We start from the raw sequence: 13,803 nt of genomic DNA on the forward strand, positions 1-13,803 counted from the left end.
CGCTTCAGCGCCAGTCGAGCTGCAGCGCTTCCTGCCAGGCGAAGCGTTCGAAATGGCTGGCGACCACTTGTTTCAGGCACTCCAGCGTTTCTTCCCGAGCGCTTTCCACGCGCAGGCTGAGGCCCTGGTTTTCCGCCTTCAGCAGGCAGACGCCTCCATCGAATTCGATACGGCCGCTGGTTTCGTCATGGTCGACCGGTAACTTGTGGGCGAAGTGCTTGCACAGGCGGCCGATGTAGCGGCCGGGTGTGTCGGTGGGGACATGGGCGGTAGCGTTGAGAGGCATGGCAACTCCTGGTTGGGGCGGCCTGGGCAGGCCGCCCGGTTCGATCAGTAACCGACGGTGAAGCGTTTCTGGATGTGCTTTGGCTGCTCGATCTCGTCAAGGATGGCCACGGCCAGGTCGGCGACCGAGATGTTCGCCGGGTGATCGCCGTTCATCAGCAGCTCGTCGCCGCCGAGGCGGAAGCGGCCGGTGCGTTCGCCCGGCTCCAGCAGGGCCGGCGGCGAGACGAAGGTCCAGTCCAGCCCGCTTTCCGCGCGGATCAGCTCCAGGGCCTGGCGCGCGCCTTCGGCGCCTTCCTTCCATTCGGCCGGAAAGTGCGGGGTGTCGATCAATTGCACCCCCGGTGCGACATACAGGCTGCCTGCACCGCCGACCACCAGCAGGCGCTTCACGCCGGCCTGCTTGACCCCGGCGAAGATCGACCGGGTGCCCTGGAGAAACAGCTCGCGGATGTTTTCCTTGCCCCAGCCGGGGTTGAAGGCGTCGAGCACCGCGTCGTGCCCGGCGACAGCCGTGGCCACGGCATCGGGCTGGTAGGCGTCGGCCTTGAGGGCGATGAGGTTGGGGTGGGAGGGCAGTTTTTCCGGATGCTGGACGATGGCGGTGACCAGATGGCCACGCTCCAGGGCTTCTTGCAGGAGAGCCGATCCGACGAAGCCGCTGGCACCGATCAGGGCGAGTTTCATGGTGTTTCCTCAATGGACGGTGGAAAAGACGGAATCCATGATCGCTGCTGGATAAACAGCCGAAAAAGTGGCAAAAAATGCTTTCACTGTTAAGCGGAGCTTAAAGATGGAGCAGCTCAAGCGCATGGCGCTGTTCGCCACTGTGGTCGATAAGGGCTCTATGGTCGCCGCCGCCGAAGCCCTCGGCATGACCGCCTCGGCTGTCAGCCAGCAAATCCGCCGGCTGGAAGAGAGTACTCAGGTCAGCCTGTTGCACCGCACCACCCGCAAACTGACGCTGACCGAAGCTGGCGCGGTGTTCTACCGCAGCTGCGCCCAGGTGCTGGAGCTGGCCCAGCAGGCCGAGCAGCGCCTGGCCGAGCTGCGCGATGCGCCGGTGGGCGAGCTGCGCATCGCCGCGCCGGTGGGGCTACCCGGCAAGATGATCAGCGAGGCTCTGGCGCCCCTGCTGCTCGCTCACCCGGGGCTCAGCCTGCGGCTGTTCTTCCACGACGAAGTGATCGACATGGTGGAGCAGCGCATCGATCTGGCCATCCGTGTGGGGCGCCAGGACGACTCCAGCCTGGTGGCACGCTACGTGACGGACTGGCGCATGCTGTTGTGCGTCGCTCCGTCCTACCTGGCGCGCTGCGGTTGGGTGGAGACGCCACGGCAATTGCTCGAGCTGGACTGGATCGGGCTGAACACCGACCGTTTCCAACACTTGCTGCTGCGAGGCCCCGGCGGCGCCGAGGAACATCTGCGCCTGGAGAGCCGCATCGGTTGCAACAACATCCTCGCCGGGCGCCAATTCACCCTGGCCGGCATGGGTGTCTCGCTGCAACCGGAGCCGGAGGTTCGCGACCTGCTGGCCCGTGGCGAGTTGCTGGTGGTATTGCCGGACTGGCAACCGGAAACGATCGGCCTGTACCTCGTCACGCCCCGCCGCGATGCCCTGCCGGCCAAGGTGCGCTACGCCATCGAGGCCCTGCGGCAGAGTCTGCTGGCGGCCCGTTGAGCCGTCGGGCATCCGTTCGGCTGTTCCGAACTGTGAAAATTGACGCCGTTTCTCGTCGGCAGCCTGGGCGATCCCTGGCGATTTGCCGTATAACGGCCACTGGGTACAGGCAAGAGGACCCCCGGCAAAGCTGATGAAGATTCCAAAACGTATCCAGCCCCTGGTCGACGATGGGATGGTCGACGAGGTGCTGCGCCCGCTGATGAGTGGCAAGGAAGCGGCGGTCTATGTGGTGCGCTGCGGCGATGAGTTGCGCTGCGCCAAAGTCTACAAGGAGGCCGCCAAGCGCAGTTTCCGCCATGCCGCCGAATACCAGGAAGGCCGCCGTACCCGCAACAGCCGCGATGCCCGTGCCATGGCCAAGGGGTCGAAGTACGGCCGCAGGGAGCAGGAAGAAGCCTGGCAGAACGCCGAGGTCGCAGCCCTGTTCCGGCTGGCCAATGCCGGCGTGCGGGTGCCCAAACCCTACGACTTCCTCGACGGTGTGCTGCTGATGGAGCTGGTGCAGGACGAATACGGCGATGCCGCTCCGCGCCTCAATGACGTCGAACTGCACCCGGACGATGCCCGCGAATACCACGCCTTCATGATCGGCGAGATCGTCAAGATGCTCTGCGCCGGGCTGGTCCATGGTGACCTGTCGGAGTTCAACGTGCTGCTCGGCCCGGACGGCCCGGTGATCATCGACCTGCCTCAGGCCGTGGATGCCGCTGGCAACAACCATGCGTTCCGCATGCTGGAGCGCGACGTGGGCAACATGTCCGCCTACTTCGGCCGCTTCGCCCCGGAGCTGAGATATACCCGCTACGCGAAGGAAATGTGGACGCTCTACGAGGCCGGCAAGCTGACCCCGGACACCCGCCTGACCGGCGAATTCAATGAGCCCGAGGATGCCGCCGACATCGCCGCGGTAATGCGCGAGATCAAGGCGGCCCTGGCCGAGCAGGCACGCCGGGAGGCGGCGCTGAAGGACGACGAGCAGCCGCACGGGAAGGAAGAGCCGACGCCACCCTGGTTGCGCGGTTGAGCCATTACCTCTTTCGCGAGCTTGACCGCCGCCGCCGCTACGTCGATCCTTGCGCGATTCAGCGATACCCATGGGAGTGAACGGATGAAAGGCCAGGCACAGGTGGTGGACTATCTCAAGGAGTTGCTGCGCGGCGAACTGGCGGCGCGCGACCAGTATTTCCTGCATTCGCGAATGTACGAGGACTTCGGCCTGGAGAAGCTCTACGAGCGGATCAACCACGAGATGGAAGAGGAAACCCAGCACGCCGACGCTTTGCTGCGTCGCATCCTGTTCCTGCAAGGCACGCCGGACATGACCCCGGAGCCGATCAACCCGGGGCAGACCGTGCCGGAGATGCTGCGCAATGACCTCGCTCTGGAATACAAGGTCCGCGCCGCGCTGGCCAAGGGTATCGAACTCTGCGAGCAATTGGCCGACTACCCGACCCGCGACATCCTCCAGGCCCAACTGAAGGACACCGAGGAAGACCACGCCTACTGGCTGGAGCAGCAACTCGGCCTGATCGACCGCATCGGCCTGCAGAATTACCTGCAATCGCAGATGTCCTGATCGTCCCGGCATCGCTCCCGTTGCTCGACGGGAGCAATTGGTCTCCAGCTGTTACTCCCCAACTGTATCCATACATCCGCTGCCCGAGCTGCTAGCGTGCTCTTCGCCTTGTCGGAGCGCGCCCCATGTCCTTTCCCCATGCCTTGCTGGCCCTGCTGGTCGCCCTGATCTGGGGCTTCAATTTCGTCGTGATCAAGGTCGGCCTGGAGGACTTTCCTCCGCTGCTGTTCTGCGCCCTGCGCTTCGCCCTGGCGGCCTTGCCGCTGCTGTTTTTGCGCGGGCCGCTACCGGCGCCGTTCTGGCGCATCGTGCAGATCGGCGTGCTGCTCGGGGTGATCAAGTTCGGCATGGTCTTCGTCGGCATGCGCCTGGGTATGCCGGCCGGATTGACCGCGCTGGTGCTGCAGAGCCAGGTGTTCTTCACCGTGCTGATCGCCGTGCTGTTCCTCGGCGAGCGGCCCGGCCCGCGCGCATTGATCGGCATGCTGCTGGCGGTGGGCGGGCTGGTGCTGATCGGCCTGGACCGGCCCTTGGGCGACAGTCTGCTGGCCTTCCTGCTGGTGATCGGCGCGGCCCTGGCTTGGGCGTTCGCCAACATCGCCACTAAGCGCTCCGGCGCCAGCGATATGCTGCGCCTGATCAGTTGGGTCAGCCTGATCCCGCCGTTGCCGCTGCTGGCGCTGTCATACATCTTCGAAGGGTCGCAGGCGATCGTCGGGGCGTTCGATGGGCTCGGCTGGCGCGGCGTGGGCGCGCTGCTGTTCATCGCCTACGTGGCGACCACCGTGGGCTTCGGCTTGTGGAGCTTCCTGCTGCGCCGCTACCCGGCCAGTCTGGTGACGCCGTTCGCCCTGGCGGTACCGGTGTCGGGGCTGCTGTCCGGCTGGCTGTTCCTCGGCGAAGCGTTGGATGCGGCGGGTTGGCTGGCCTGTGGGCTGGTGTTCGGTGGGTTGGCGATCACCATCCTGCCGAAGGAAGCGTTGGCCCGGCTACGGGGACGTATCGGTGGTGCGGCGAGTGCGTCGTCGTGATCGCCAGGGGGGCGTTGCTGGCGAAGCGTTTGCGAAGGCCCACTTCGCGAGCAAGCTCGCTCCTACAAAAGAGGATAAGGCCGGTCCTTGCAGGGACGAATTCGCGCAGCGGCCCCGTGAGGCTCAATGGCAACAGCCGCCGGACTCCAGGTCGCGGAGGATTGGGCAATCGGGGCGGTCGTTGCCTTGGCAATGGTCCACCAGCTCCTGCAGGGTGTCGCGCAAGCCGACCATCTCGGCGATCCGGCGGTTCAGCTCTTCGACATGGGCGCCGGCCAGCGCCTTCACGTCGGCGCTGGCACGTTGGCGGTCCTGCCAGAGGGTGAGCAGCTTGCCCACTTCCTCGAGGGAGAAACCCAGGTCCCGCGCCCGCTTGATGAAGGCGAGGCGATGCAGGTCATCGCCGTTGTAGTACCGGTAACCGTTGTCGCCGCGCCCGGCGGGGGTAATCAGCCCGATGGACTCGTAATAGCGGATCATCTTCGCCGAGAGTCCGCTCTGCTTCGCTGCCTGACCGATGTTCATGGTGGGTTCCCTCTCACTCTTCCGGTTTCCAGGTTTTCAACAGCAGCGCGTTGCTGACCACGCTGACGCTGGACAGGGCCATGGCCGCGCCGGCGACCACCGGGCTGAGCAGGCCGAAGGCCGCCAGCGGGATGCCGATCAGGTTGTAGATGAAGGCCCAGAACAGGTTCTGGCGAATCTTGCCATAGGTGCGCCGGCTGATTTCCAGGGCCGCCGGCACCAGGCGCGGATCGCCGCGCATCAGGGTGATGCCGGCGGCGTGCATGGCCACGTCGGTGCCGCCGCCCATGGCGATGCCGACGTCGGCGGCAGCCAGGGCCGGCGCGTCGTTGATGCCGTCGCCGACCATCGCCACCACCGCGCCGCCTTGCTTGAGCGAGGCGACCGTGGCGGCCTTGTCCGCCGGCAGCACTTCGGCGTGGACATCGTCGATGCCCAGCGCCTCGGCCACCACCCGCGCACTGCCGCGGTTGTCGCCGGTGATCAGGTGGCTGCGGATGCCGCGCGCGTTCAGCCGGGCCACGGCCTCGTCGGCACCCGGCTTGAGCGTATCGCCGAAGGCGAACAGACCGAGCACTCTCGGGTGCGGCGCCTGCTCGATCAGCCAGGAGAGGGTGCGCCCCTCGGCTTCCCAGGCGCGGGCGGAGTCGGCCAGGCCGTCGGGTTCCAGGCCGCTTTCCTCCAGCAGACGGCGGTTGCCCAGGGCCAGCCGCCGGCCATCGAGGCTGCCGGCGATGCCGCGTCCGGCCAGGGCCTGGCTGTCCTGGATGGCGGGTACATCGATGCCATGCTCGGCGCAACTGTCCAGCACCGCCTTGGCCAGCGGGTGCTCGCTGCCGCGCTGGAGCGCGCCGGCCAGGGCCAGCAGAGCGCTTTCGTCGCCGTCGACGGCGCTCAGACGGGCGATGCGCGGGGTACCGGAGGTGAGGGTGCCGGTTTTATCGAAGGCGACGGCCGTTACACCGTGGGCGACCTCCAGGGCCTCGGCGTCCTTGATCAGGATGCCGTGTTGTGCGGCGACGCCGGTGCCGGCCATGATCGCCGTCGGCGTGGCCAGGCCGAGCGCGCAGGGGCAGGCGATTACCAGTACGGCGACGGCATTGATCAGGGCAGTCTCCAGCTCGGCGTCGGCGAGTAGCCAGCCGGCCAGGGTCAGCACGGCGATCACCAAGACCACCGGGACGAACACCTGGCTGACTTTGTCCACCAGCTTCTGGATCGGCGCCTTGGCGGCCTGGGCGTCCTCTACCAGGCGGATGATCCGAGCCAGCACGGTCTCGCCGCCGAGTGCGGTGGTGCGCACCAGCAGGCGGCCTTCGCCGTTGATGGCGCCCCCGGTCACCGTGTCGCCGGGGCGCTTGGGCACCGGCAGGCTCTCGCCGCTGATGAGGGCCTCATCGGCATGGCTCTGGCCTTCCAGCACTTCGCCATCCACCGGGAAGCGCTCGCCGGGCTTGACCAGCACTTGGTCGCCCAAGCGCAGTGCGGCGATGGCGACGTCTTCTTCGCGACCATCCACCACCCGCACGGCACGTTCCGGGCGCAGCGCCTCCAGGGCACGGATGGCCGCGCTGGTCTGGCGCTTGGCGCGGCTTTCCAGGTACTTGCCGAGCAGGACCAGGGCGATCACCACAGCCGAGGCTTCGAAATACAGGTGCGGCAAGACGCCAGCCGGCGCGGCCCACCACTGGTACAAGCTGAGACCGTAGCCGGCGCTGGTGCCGAGGGCGACCAGCAGGTCCATGTTGCCGGCGCCGGCTTTCACCGCTTTCCACGCGGCCACGTAGAAACGCGCGCCGAGAACGAACTGCACCGGCGTGGCGAGCAGGAATTGCACCCAGGCCGGCAGCATCCAGTGCAGGCCCAGCCATTCCGCGATCATCGGAATCACCAGCGGCAGCGCCAGGGCCAGGGCGAGCAGGGCGGACCAGCGCTCATGGCGCAGGCGCTTTTCGGCCAGGTCTTCGGCCGGCTGGGCATCGTCCAGCAGCCGGGCCTGATAACCGGCGGCCTCGACGGCCTGGACCAGCATCGCACCGTCGACATCGCCGAGCAGTTCCAGATGCGCGCGTTCGCTGGCCAGGTTGACGGTCACGTCGCGCACGCCCGGCACCTTGCGCAAGGCGCGTTCGATACGGCCGGCGCAACTGGCGCAGGTCATACCGCCGAGCGCCAGTTCGAGGGTGCGGCTGGGCACGCCGTAGCCGGCGGCTTCCACCGCTTCGATCAGGGCCGGCAGCGTGGCGTCGTTGGCTTCGATGCGCGCCTGTTCGTTGGCCAGATTGACGGTGGCGCTCTGCACGCCGGGCACCTTGCGCAGGGCGCGTTCGACCCGGCCGGCGCAGGAGGCGCAGGTCATGCCGCTGATGGGGAGGTCAAGATTGAGGCTCGCCATGGGGATCTCCTTGAGTTCCCGCCTAGGATCAACCTTGCCCCCTTGGTAAGGTCAAGCCCCGAAACCTTTTGGGAATGAATTTGCCCCTATGGGCTTGGCGTCTCGATCAGGTAAAGCCCCTGAGCACCCTGGGCGAGGCGGTATTTGCGGATCTGTCCGGCTTGTAACTGGAGGTCCTGGCGTGTCTGCTGCTCGATACCGGGCTTGCACGGGCCGGAGCCCAAGGTGCCGAGGCGGATGCTCAGCGGGCCGGGGGGCAGGTTGAAGGAAACCGCTTCGCCTTGGACCAGGCGGGCGGCCAGTTGGTCTTGCAGGTAAATGCCGACGTCGCAGGCATTGGGCAGTTCCAACCGTTCGCGGGCGATGATCAGCACCGCGTAGTCGACGGGTGCCTGGGCGCCGGCCAGGGCCGTCCAGGCGGCCCCGAGGGCGAAGAACAGCGAGCGGTTGCGCATGACGGCTCCTGGGTACAAGGGGCTCTCTGCAGCTTGGTCGAGACCGCGTGTGCGGGCAAGCTTGACCTTGCCACGATGGCAAGGATGACACTGTCGGTACATTCACCCAGGAGGCTTCATCATGCAGATATTGAAAGTGCAAGGCATGTCGTGCGGGCATTGTGTCAAGGCGATCACCGAGGCCGTGCAGTCCCGCGATCAGGCCGCGGACGTGCAGGTCGATCTGGGCGCCGGTGAAGTCCGGGTGGCCAGCCGGTTGCCGCTGGAGGAGCTGATCGAGACGATCCGTGAAGAGGGCTATCAGGTCAGCGCCGCCTGACGACGCCTCTGGCCCGGGCCGCGCCTGCGGTGCCGGGCCTCTCCCTCCGCTTCATCGAGCGAATTCCCTGCCATTCCTGTCGCTGCCATTGGCCGGCGGCCCATGCACGCAAGCGGCAAGTGTGATACAACGCCACCCAGCCATGCAGATGGCGGATGTACGTTCTCAGGGCGGGGCGAAATTCCCCACCGGCGGTAATGGCGCGCAATGCGTCTAGCCCGCGAGCGCTTGTCCATACGGTCAAGGTCAGCAGACCCGGTGCGATTCCGGGGCCGACGGTCACAGTCCGGATGAAGAGAGAACGGGATTGCCTGCAAGGGCACGCCGCGCGTGCCTGACCGAAAATCCCTTTCGATCCAAGCCCTGTTTTTCCAAAAACAGGAGTCGGTTCCATGCCACGACGGTTTTACCCCGCAGACAGGTCGCTTTCCGGCAGGCTCGCCGGCTGCGCTTCGCTGCTTATAATTCGCTGTTCGCGTTCGTTCGCCGCGAGGGAGGTTTCATGTTCACCGGCATAATCGAAGCCATCGGCACCATTCGCGCGCTCAGCCCCAAGGGCGGCGATGTCCGCGTCTACGTCGAGACCGGCAAGCTCGACCTCTCCGACGTCAAGCTGGGCGACAGCATCGCGGTGAACGGCGTGTGCCTGACCGCGGTCGAGTTGCCCGGCAACGGCTTCTGGGCCGATGTCAGCCGCGAGACACTGGCACGCACCGCCTTCATCGACCTGAAGGCCGGCAGCCGGGTCAACCTGGAGAAAGCCCTCACGCCCACCAGTCGCCTCGGCGGCCACCTGGTCAGCGGCCATGTCGATGGCGTCGGCGAAGTCGTCGAGCGTTCCGATAACGCCCGCGCCATACAGTTCCGCATCCGCGCCCCGCGCGAGCTGGCTCGCTATATCGCCCTCAAGGGCTCGATCACCGTGGACGGCACCAGCCTGACGGTGAATGCGGTGAATGGCGCCGAGTTCGAGCTGACCATCGTCCCGCACACCCTGGCCGAGACCATCATGGCCGAATACCGGCCCGGACGGCAGGTGAACCTGGAAGTGGACCTGCTGGCCCGCTACCTCGAACGCCTGCTGCTCGGCGACAAGGCCGCCGAGCCCAAGGCTTCCGGCATCAGCGAAAGTTTCCTGGCCGAACACGGCTACCTGAAGAATTGAAGGAAAACGCCACGATGGCACTCAACAGCATCGACGAACTGATCGAAGACATCCGCCAGGGCAAGATGGTCATTCTCATGGATGACGAGGACCGGGAGAACGAAGGCGACCTGATCATGGCCTCCGAGTGCGTGCAGGCCGAGCACATCAACTTCATGGCCAAGTACGCCCGCGGCCTGATCTGCATGCCCATGACCCGCGAGCGCTGCGAGCTGCTCAAGTTGCCGCTGATGGCCCCGCGCAACGGCTCCGGCTTCGGTACCAAATTCACTGTCTCCATCGAGGCAGCCGAAGGCGTCACCACCGGCATTTCCGCCGCCGACCGCGCGCGCACCGTGCAGGTGGCTGCGGCGAAGAACGCCAAGGCCGAGGATATCGTCAGCCCGGGTCACATCTTCCCGCTGATGGCCCAGCCCGGCGGCACCCTGGCGCGCGCCGGCCACACCGAGGCGGCCTGCGACCTGGCGCGGATGGCCGGGTTCGAGCCGAGCGGCGTGATCTGCGAAATCATGAACGACGACGGCACCATGGCCCGTCGCCCGGAACTGGAAGTCTTCGCCGAGCAGCACGGGATCAAGATCGGCACCATCGCCGACCTGATCCACTACCGGTTGATCCACGAGCGCACCATCGAGCGTGTCGCCGAACAGCCGCTGGACAGCGAGCTGGGGCACTTCAACCTCGTGACCTACCGCGACTCGGTCGAAGGCGACGTGCACATGGCGCTGACCCTTGGCAAGATCTGCCCGGAGGAGCCGACCCTGGTGCGGGTGCACAACATGGACCCGTTGCGCGACCTGCTGATGGTCCGCCAGCCGGGCCGCTGGAGCCTGCGCGCGGCCATGGCCGAAGTGGCCAAGGCCGGCAGCGGCGTGGTGCTGCTGCTCGGTCATCCGCTGGAAGGCGACGCGGTGCTGGCGCATATCCGCGAGGCGGAGAGCGTGCCGAGCAAGACGCCGACCACCTACAGTACCGTCGGTGCCGGTTCGCAGATCCTGCGTGACCTCGGCGTGCGCAAGATGCGCCTGATGAGTTCGCCGATGAAGTTCAACGCGATATCCGGTTTCGACTTGGAAGTTGTAGAATACCTCCCTGCTGAATGACCCGCAGGGCGTGGCTCCGACGGAGCCGCGCCCTCGTTCTTTAAGAGAAGAGACTCGTCCATGACCCTGAAGACCATCGAAGGTACCTTCATCGCCCCCAAAGGCAAATTCGCCCTGGTGGTCGGCCGCTTCAACAGCTTCGTCGTCGAAAGCCTGGTGAGCGGCGCCGTCGACGCCCTGGTTCGCCATGGCGTGAGCGAAAACGACATCGTCATCATCCGTGCTCCGGGTGCCTTCGAAATTCCCCTGGTTTGCCAGAAAGTCGCCCAGCAGGGCGAATACGCCGCCATCGTCGCTCTCGGCGCGGTAATCCGTGGCGGTACCCCGCATTTCGAATACGTCGCCGGTGAGTGCACCAAGGGCCTGGCTCAGGTCTCCATGGAGTTCGGTGTGCCGGTCGCCTTTGGCGTTCTGACCGTCGACACCATCGAACAGGCCATCGAGCGTTCCGGCACCAAGGCCGGTAACAAAGGCGCCGAGGCCGCGCTTTCCGCCCTGGAAATGGTCAGCCTGCTGGCGGCCTTGGAGGCCAAGTGAGCCTGAATCGAGACGACAGCCCGGACGCCCAGCCGACGCCGCCGGCAAAGGGCAAGATCGCCCAGCGCCGGGTCGCGCGCACCCTGGCCATGCAGGCTCTGTATCAGTGGCACATCGCAGGCCAGGCGCTGAACGAGATCGAAGCGCAGTTCCGCGTGGACAACGATTTCGCCGGCGTCGATGGCGCCTACTTCCATGAAATCCTGCATGGCGTGCCGCGCCAGAAGACCGAACTGGACGAGGCCATCGTGCCCTGTCTGGACCGGCCGATGGAAGAGCTCGACCCGGTCGAGCTGGCGATCCTGCGCCTGTCTACTTACGAGCTGATGAACCGCGTCGACGTGCCCTACCGGGTCGTGATCAACGAAGGCATCGAGCTGGCCAAGGTGTTCGGCGCCACCGACGGGCACAAGTTCGTCAATGGCGTGCTGGACAAGCTGGCCCCGCGCCTGCGCGCGGCCGAAGTGCGGGGCGAGAAGCGCTGAACGGGCGCCGCTGTCCGCTGATGGCGGCTGGCCCCGAGGCGGTCTGAGCCATGGGTGAGTTCGAACTGATCCGCCGCTTCTTCGCCGCTGCGTCCTGCGCGCAGCCGGCGGAGGGCGTGGCCCGTGGCATCGGCGACGATTGCGCATTGCTCGACCTGCCGCCCGGCGAACAACTGGCGGTGTCTACCGACACCCTGGTCGCCGGGGTGCATTTCCCCGTTTCCTGCGATCCCTTCCTGCTTGGCCAGCGCGCCCTGGCGGTGTCCGCCAGCGACTTGGCCGCCATGGGGGCCACGCCCATCGGTTTCACCCTGGCGCTCACGTTGCCCATGGCCGACGCCGACTGGCTGCAAGCGTTCGCCCGTGGCCTGGATACGATGGCCCGGCAGTGCCGGTTGGCACTGATCGGTGGCGATACCACGCGCGGCCCGCTCTGCCTGACCCTCACGGTGTTCGGCCGGGTGCCGCGTGGGCAGGCGCTGACCCGTGACGGTGCGCGCCCCGGCGACCTGCTCTGCGTCGGTGGCGATCTCGGCGATGCGGCGGGTGCGCTGGAGCTGGTGTTGGAACGAATGAGCGCGCCCGAACAGATCGCCGCGCCTTTGCTGGCCCGCTACTGGTCGCCACAGCCGCAGCTGGCGCTGGGCCAGGCCCTGCGTGAGCGCGCCACGGCGGCGCTGGATATTTCCGACGGGCTGCTCGCCGATTGCGGGCATATCGCGAACGCTTCGGCGGCCGCACTGAAGATCGAAGCCGCCCGCTTGCCGCTTTCCCCCGCGCTGCTCGCGTTGCTGGGCGAGTCGAGGGCCGTCGAGTGCGCCTTGGGCGGCGGCGACGATTACCTATTGGCTTTCACCTTGCCGGAGCAACATCTCCCCGCCCTGCGTGCCGAAGGCTGGCCGGTGCGGATCATCGGTCGCGTGGAGGCCGGCGAAGGGGTTCAACTGCTCGATGTGGCGGGCCGGGTCGTCGACCCACCGGCACGGGGCTATCAACATTTCGGGAGTGCCGGTGACTGACACGGTAAAAGCACCCTCCACGGTGTGGCGCAACCCCTGGCACTTCGTGGCCTTCGGCTTCGGTTCGGGCACTCTGCCCAAGGCGCCCGGCACTTGGGGATCGCTGGTCGCGCTACCGTTCATCCCGCTCTGGCAGATGCTGCCGGACTGGGGCTACTGGCTGATGCTCGGCGTCACCATGCTGTTCGGCTGCTGGCTGTGCGGCAAGGTGGCCACCGACCTCAAGGTGCATGATCACGAGGGCATCGTCTGGGACGAAATGGTCGGCATGTGGATCACCCTCTGGCTGGTGCCGGAGGGCTGGGGCTGGCTGCTGCTAGGCTTTCTGGTGTTCCGGGTGATGGACATCGCCAAGCCCTGGCCGATCCGCTGGATCGACCGTCACGTTCACGGTGGTTTCGGCATCATGCTCGACGATGTGCTGGCGGGTGTCTTCGCCTGGCTGGCGATGCAGTTGATCGTCTGGGCGGTGCTGTAGAGGTTCCGATGCGCACTTGGTTATGCGGGCTGCTGCTGGGCATGCTCGGCTGGACCACGGTCCTGGCCGGTGAGCCGCTGCCCGACCGCATTCGCCTGGTCAGCGAGGTCTGGGAAAACCACACCAATGCCGACGGTACCGGGCTGGCCTGGGAACTGCTGCGCGAAGTCTTCGAGCCCGAGGGCGTCAAGCTGGAATACCGCAGCATGCCCTATACCCGTTCCACCGGGCTGGTGCTGCGCGGCGAGGCGGATGCCTGGGTCGGCTCCTACCTCAACGAAGTCGAAGGGGCGTTCTATCCGCGCTGGCACTACGACGCCGACCGCATCTGCGCGCTCGGCCTGAAAGACAAACCGGCACCGACCCTGGAGACCATCGGCGATTACCGGCTGGTCTGGCTGCGTGGCTACGAGTACCAGCAATACTTGCCGAATTTGAAGCAATACCAGGAAATCCAGCGCTCGGGCAGTATCCTTGCGATGCTCGCGTACGGCCATGCCGACTACTATCTGGATGCCCAGACCGAGATCGAGGAACTGCTCGAACAGGCCGAGGACAAGGATGCCTACCGCGTTACCCGGCTGACCTTGTTGCCGCTCTACCTGGGCTTCACCGACAGCCCACGCGGGCGACAGTTGGCCGCGCTGTTCGACCGGCGCATGGCCGAGCTGGTACGGTCCGGGCGCCTGCGGCCGATGTTCGAGCGCTGGAAGCAGCCTTACCCTTTCGATTGACCCATTCGG

Annotated in this window: 17 protein-coding genes and 1 riboswitch; of the genes, 12 read left to right on the top strand and 5 right to left on the bottom strand. The window is 66.3% G+C overall.

The window, feature by feature from the left end:
- Positions 1-4 precede the first annotated feature (4 nt).
- Both BZL41_RS07385 and BZL41_RS07390 read right to left on the bottom strand, forming a co-directional pair.
- Positions 5-286: a DUF2218 domain-containing protein gene (locus BZL41_RS07385; protein WP_095598689.1), complete on the bottom strand. Its 282-nt coding sequence runs from the start codon at positions 284-286 to the stop codon at positions 5-7.
- Positions 287-330: 44 nt separating this feature from the next.
- Positions 331-972 (bottom strand): NAD(P)-dependent oxidoreductase, encoded by a 642-nt coding sequence (locus tag BZL41_RS07390; protein ID WP_095598690.1) that lies wholly within the window; start codon positions 970-972, stop codon positions 331-333.
- Between the two features lie 106 nt (positions 973-1,078).
- On the opposite strand from BZL41_RS07390, the gene BZL41_RS07395 reads away from it, so the two are divergent.
- From BZL41_RS07395 to BZL41_RS07410, 4 genes are all read left to right on the top strand, one after another.
- Positions 1,079-1,969: a LysR family transcriptional regulator gene (locus BZL41_RS07395; RefSeq protein WP_095598691.1), complete on the top strand. Its 891-nt coding sequence runs from the start codon at positions 1,079-1,081 to the stop codon at positions 1,967-1,969.
- A gap of 133 nt (positions 1,970-2,102) precedes the next feature.
- On the top strand, positions 2,103-2,996 hold the full coding sequence (locus BZL41_RS07400; RefSeq protein ID WP_095598692.1) for a PA4780 family RIO1-like protein kinase: 894 nt from the start codon (positions 2,103-2,105) through the stop codon (positions 2,994-2,996).
- An 84-nt stretch (positions 2,997-3,080) separates the two neighbouring features.
- Positions 3,081-3,548, top strand: a complete 468-nt coding sequence (bfr, locus tag BZL41_RS07405) for a bacterioferritin (protein WP_095598693.1) — start codon at positions 3,081-3,083, stop codon at positions 3,546-3,548.
- 125 nt (positions 3,549-3,673) lie between these two features.
- A complete protein-coding gene (locus tag BZL41_RS07410) occupies positions 3,674-4,579 on the top strand; it encodes an EamA family transporter (RefSeq protein ID WP_095598694.1) in 906 nt (301 codons plus the stop codon).
- A gap of 123 nt (positions 4,580-4,702) precedes the next feature.
- On the opposite strand, the gene cueR is transcribed toward BZL41_RS07410, so the two are convergent.
- From cueR to BZL41_RS07425, 3 genes are all read right to left on the bottom strand, one after another.
- Positions 4,703-5,104, bottom strand: coding sequence for a Cu(I)-responsive transcriptional regulator (cueR, locus tag BZL41_RS07415; RefSeq protein ID WP_084339382.1), 402 nt, complete (start codon positions 5,102-5,104; stop codon positions 4,703-4,705).
- A 13-nt stretch (positions 5,105-5,117) separates the two neighbouring features.
- Complete coding sequence (locus BZL41_RS07420) at positions 5,118-7,499, bottom strand: heavy metal translocating P-type ATPase (protein WP_371916498.1); 2,382 nt, start codon at positions 7,497-7,499, stop codon at positions 5,118-5,120.
- 86 nt (positions 7,500-7,585) lie between these two features.
- Positions 7,586-7,954, bottom strand: coding sequence for a hypothetical protein (locus BZL41_RS07425; protein WP_095598696.1), 369 nt, complete (start codon positions 7,952-7,954; stop codon positions 7,586-7,588).
- Positions 7,955-8,075: 121 nt separating this feature from the next.
- On the opposite strand from BZL41_RS07425, the gene BZL41_RS07430 reads away from it, so the two are divergent.
- From BZL41_RS07430 to BZL41_RS07465, 8 genes are all read left to right on the top strand, one after another.
- Complete coding sequence (locus BZL41_RS07430) at positions 8,076-8,273, top strand: heavy-metal-associated domain-containing protein (RefSeq protein WP_095598697.1); 198 nt, start codon at positions 8,076-8,078, stop codon at positions 8,271-8,273.
- Between the two features lie 157 nt (positions 8,274-8,430).
- Positions 8,431-8,580: riboswitch (FMN riboswitch) on the top strand.
- A 195-nt stretch (positions 8,581-8,775) separates the two neighbouring features.
- Positions 8,776-9,438: a riboflavin synthase gene (locus BZL41_RS07435; protein WP_095598698.1), complete on the top strand. Its 663-nt coding sequence runs from the start codon at positions 8,776-8,778 to the stop codon at positions 9,436-9,438.
- A gap of 14 nt (positions 9,439-9,452) precedes the next feature.
- Complete coding sequence (ribBA, locus tag BZL41_RS07440; RefSeq protein ID WP_095598699.1) at positions 9,453-10,541, top strand: bifunctional 3,4-dihydroxy-2-butanone-4-phosphate synthase/GTP cyclohydrolase II; 1,089 nt, start codon at positions 9,453-9,455, stop codon at positions 10,539-10,541.
- A 60-nt stretch (positions 10,542-10,601) separates the two neighbouring features.
- Positions 10,602-11,078, top strand: coding sequence for a 6,7-dimethyl-8-ribityllumazine synthase (gene ribE / locus BZL41_RS07445; RefSeq protein WP_084339376.1), 477 nt, complete (start codon positions 10,602-10,604; stop codon positions 11,076-11,078).
- A complete protein-coding gene (gene nusB, locus BZL41_RS07450; protein ID WP_095598700.1) occupies positions 11,075-11,563 on the top strand; it encodes a transcription antitermination factor NusB in 489 nt (162 codons plus the stop codon). The genes ribE and nusB overlap by 4 nt, the downstream gene beginning before the upstream one ends.
- Positions 11,564-11,613: 50 nt before the next feature.
- Positions 11,614-12,582, top strand: coding sequence for a thiamine-phosphate kinase (gene thiL, locus BZL41_RS07455; protein ID WP_095598701.1), 969 nt, complete (start codon positions 11,614-11,616; stop codon positions 12,580-12,582).
- Complete coding sequence (locus tag BZL41_RS07460; protein ID WP_256578100.1) at positions 12,575-13,060, top strand: phosphatidylglycerophosphatase A; 486 nt, start codon at positions 12,575-12,577, stop codon at positions 13,058-13,060. Before thiL ends, BZL41_RS07460 begins: the two co-directional genes overlap by 8 nt.
- Before the next feature lie 8 nt (positions 13,061-13,068).
- Positions 13,069-13,794, top strand: a complete 726-nt coding sequence (locus BZL41_RS07465; RefSeq protein WP_095598702.1) for an ABC transporter substrate-binding protein — start codon at positions 13,069-13,071, stop codon at positions 13,792-13,794.
- Positions 13,795-13,803: the final 9 nt, after the last annotated feature.

Origin of the sequence: Pseudomonas sp. PIC25, assembly GCF_002286785.1 — a bacterium.
In the GTDB taxonomy this organism is placed as follows: domain Bacteria; phylum Pseudomonadota; class Gammaproteobacteria; order Pseudomonadales; family Pseudomonadaceae; genus Pseudomonas_M.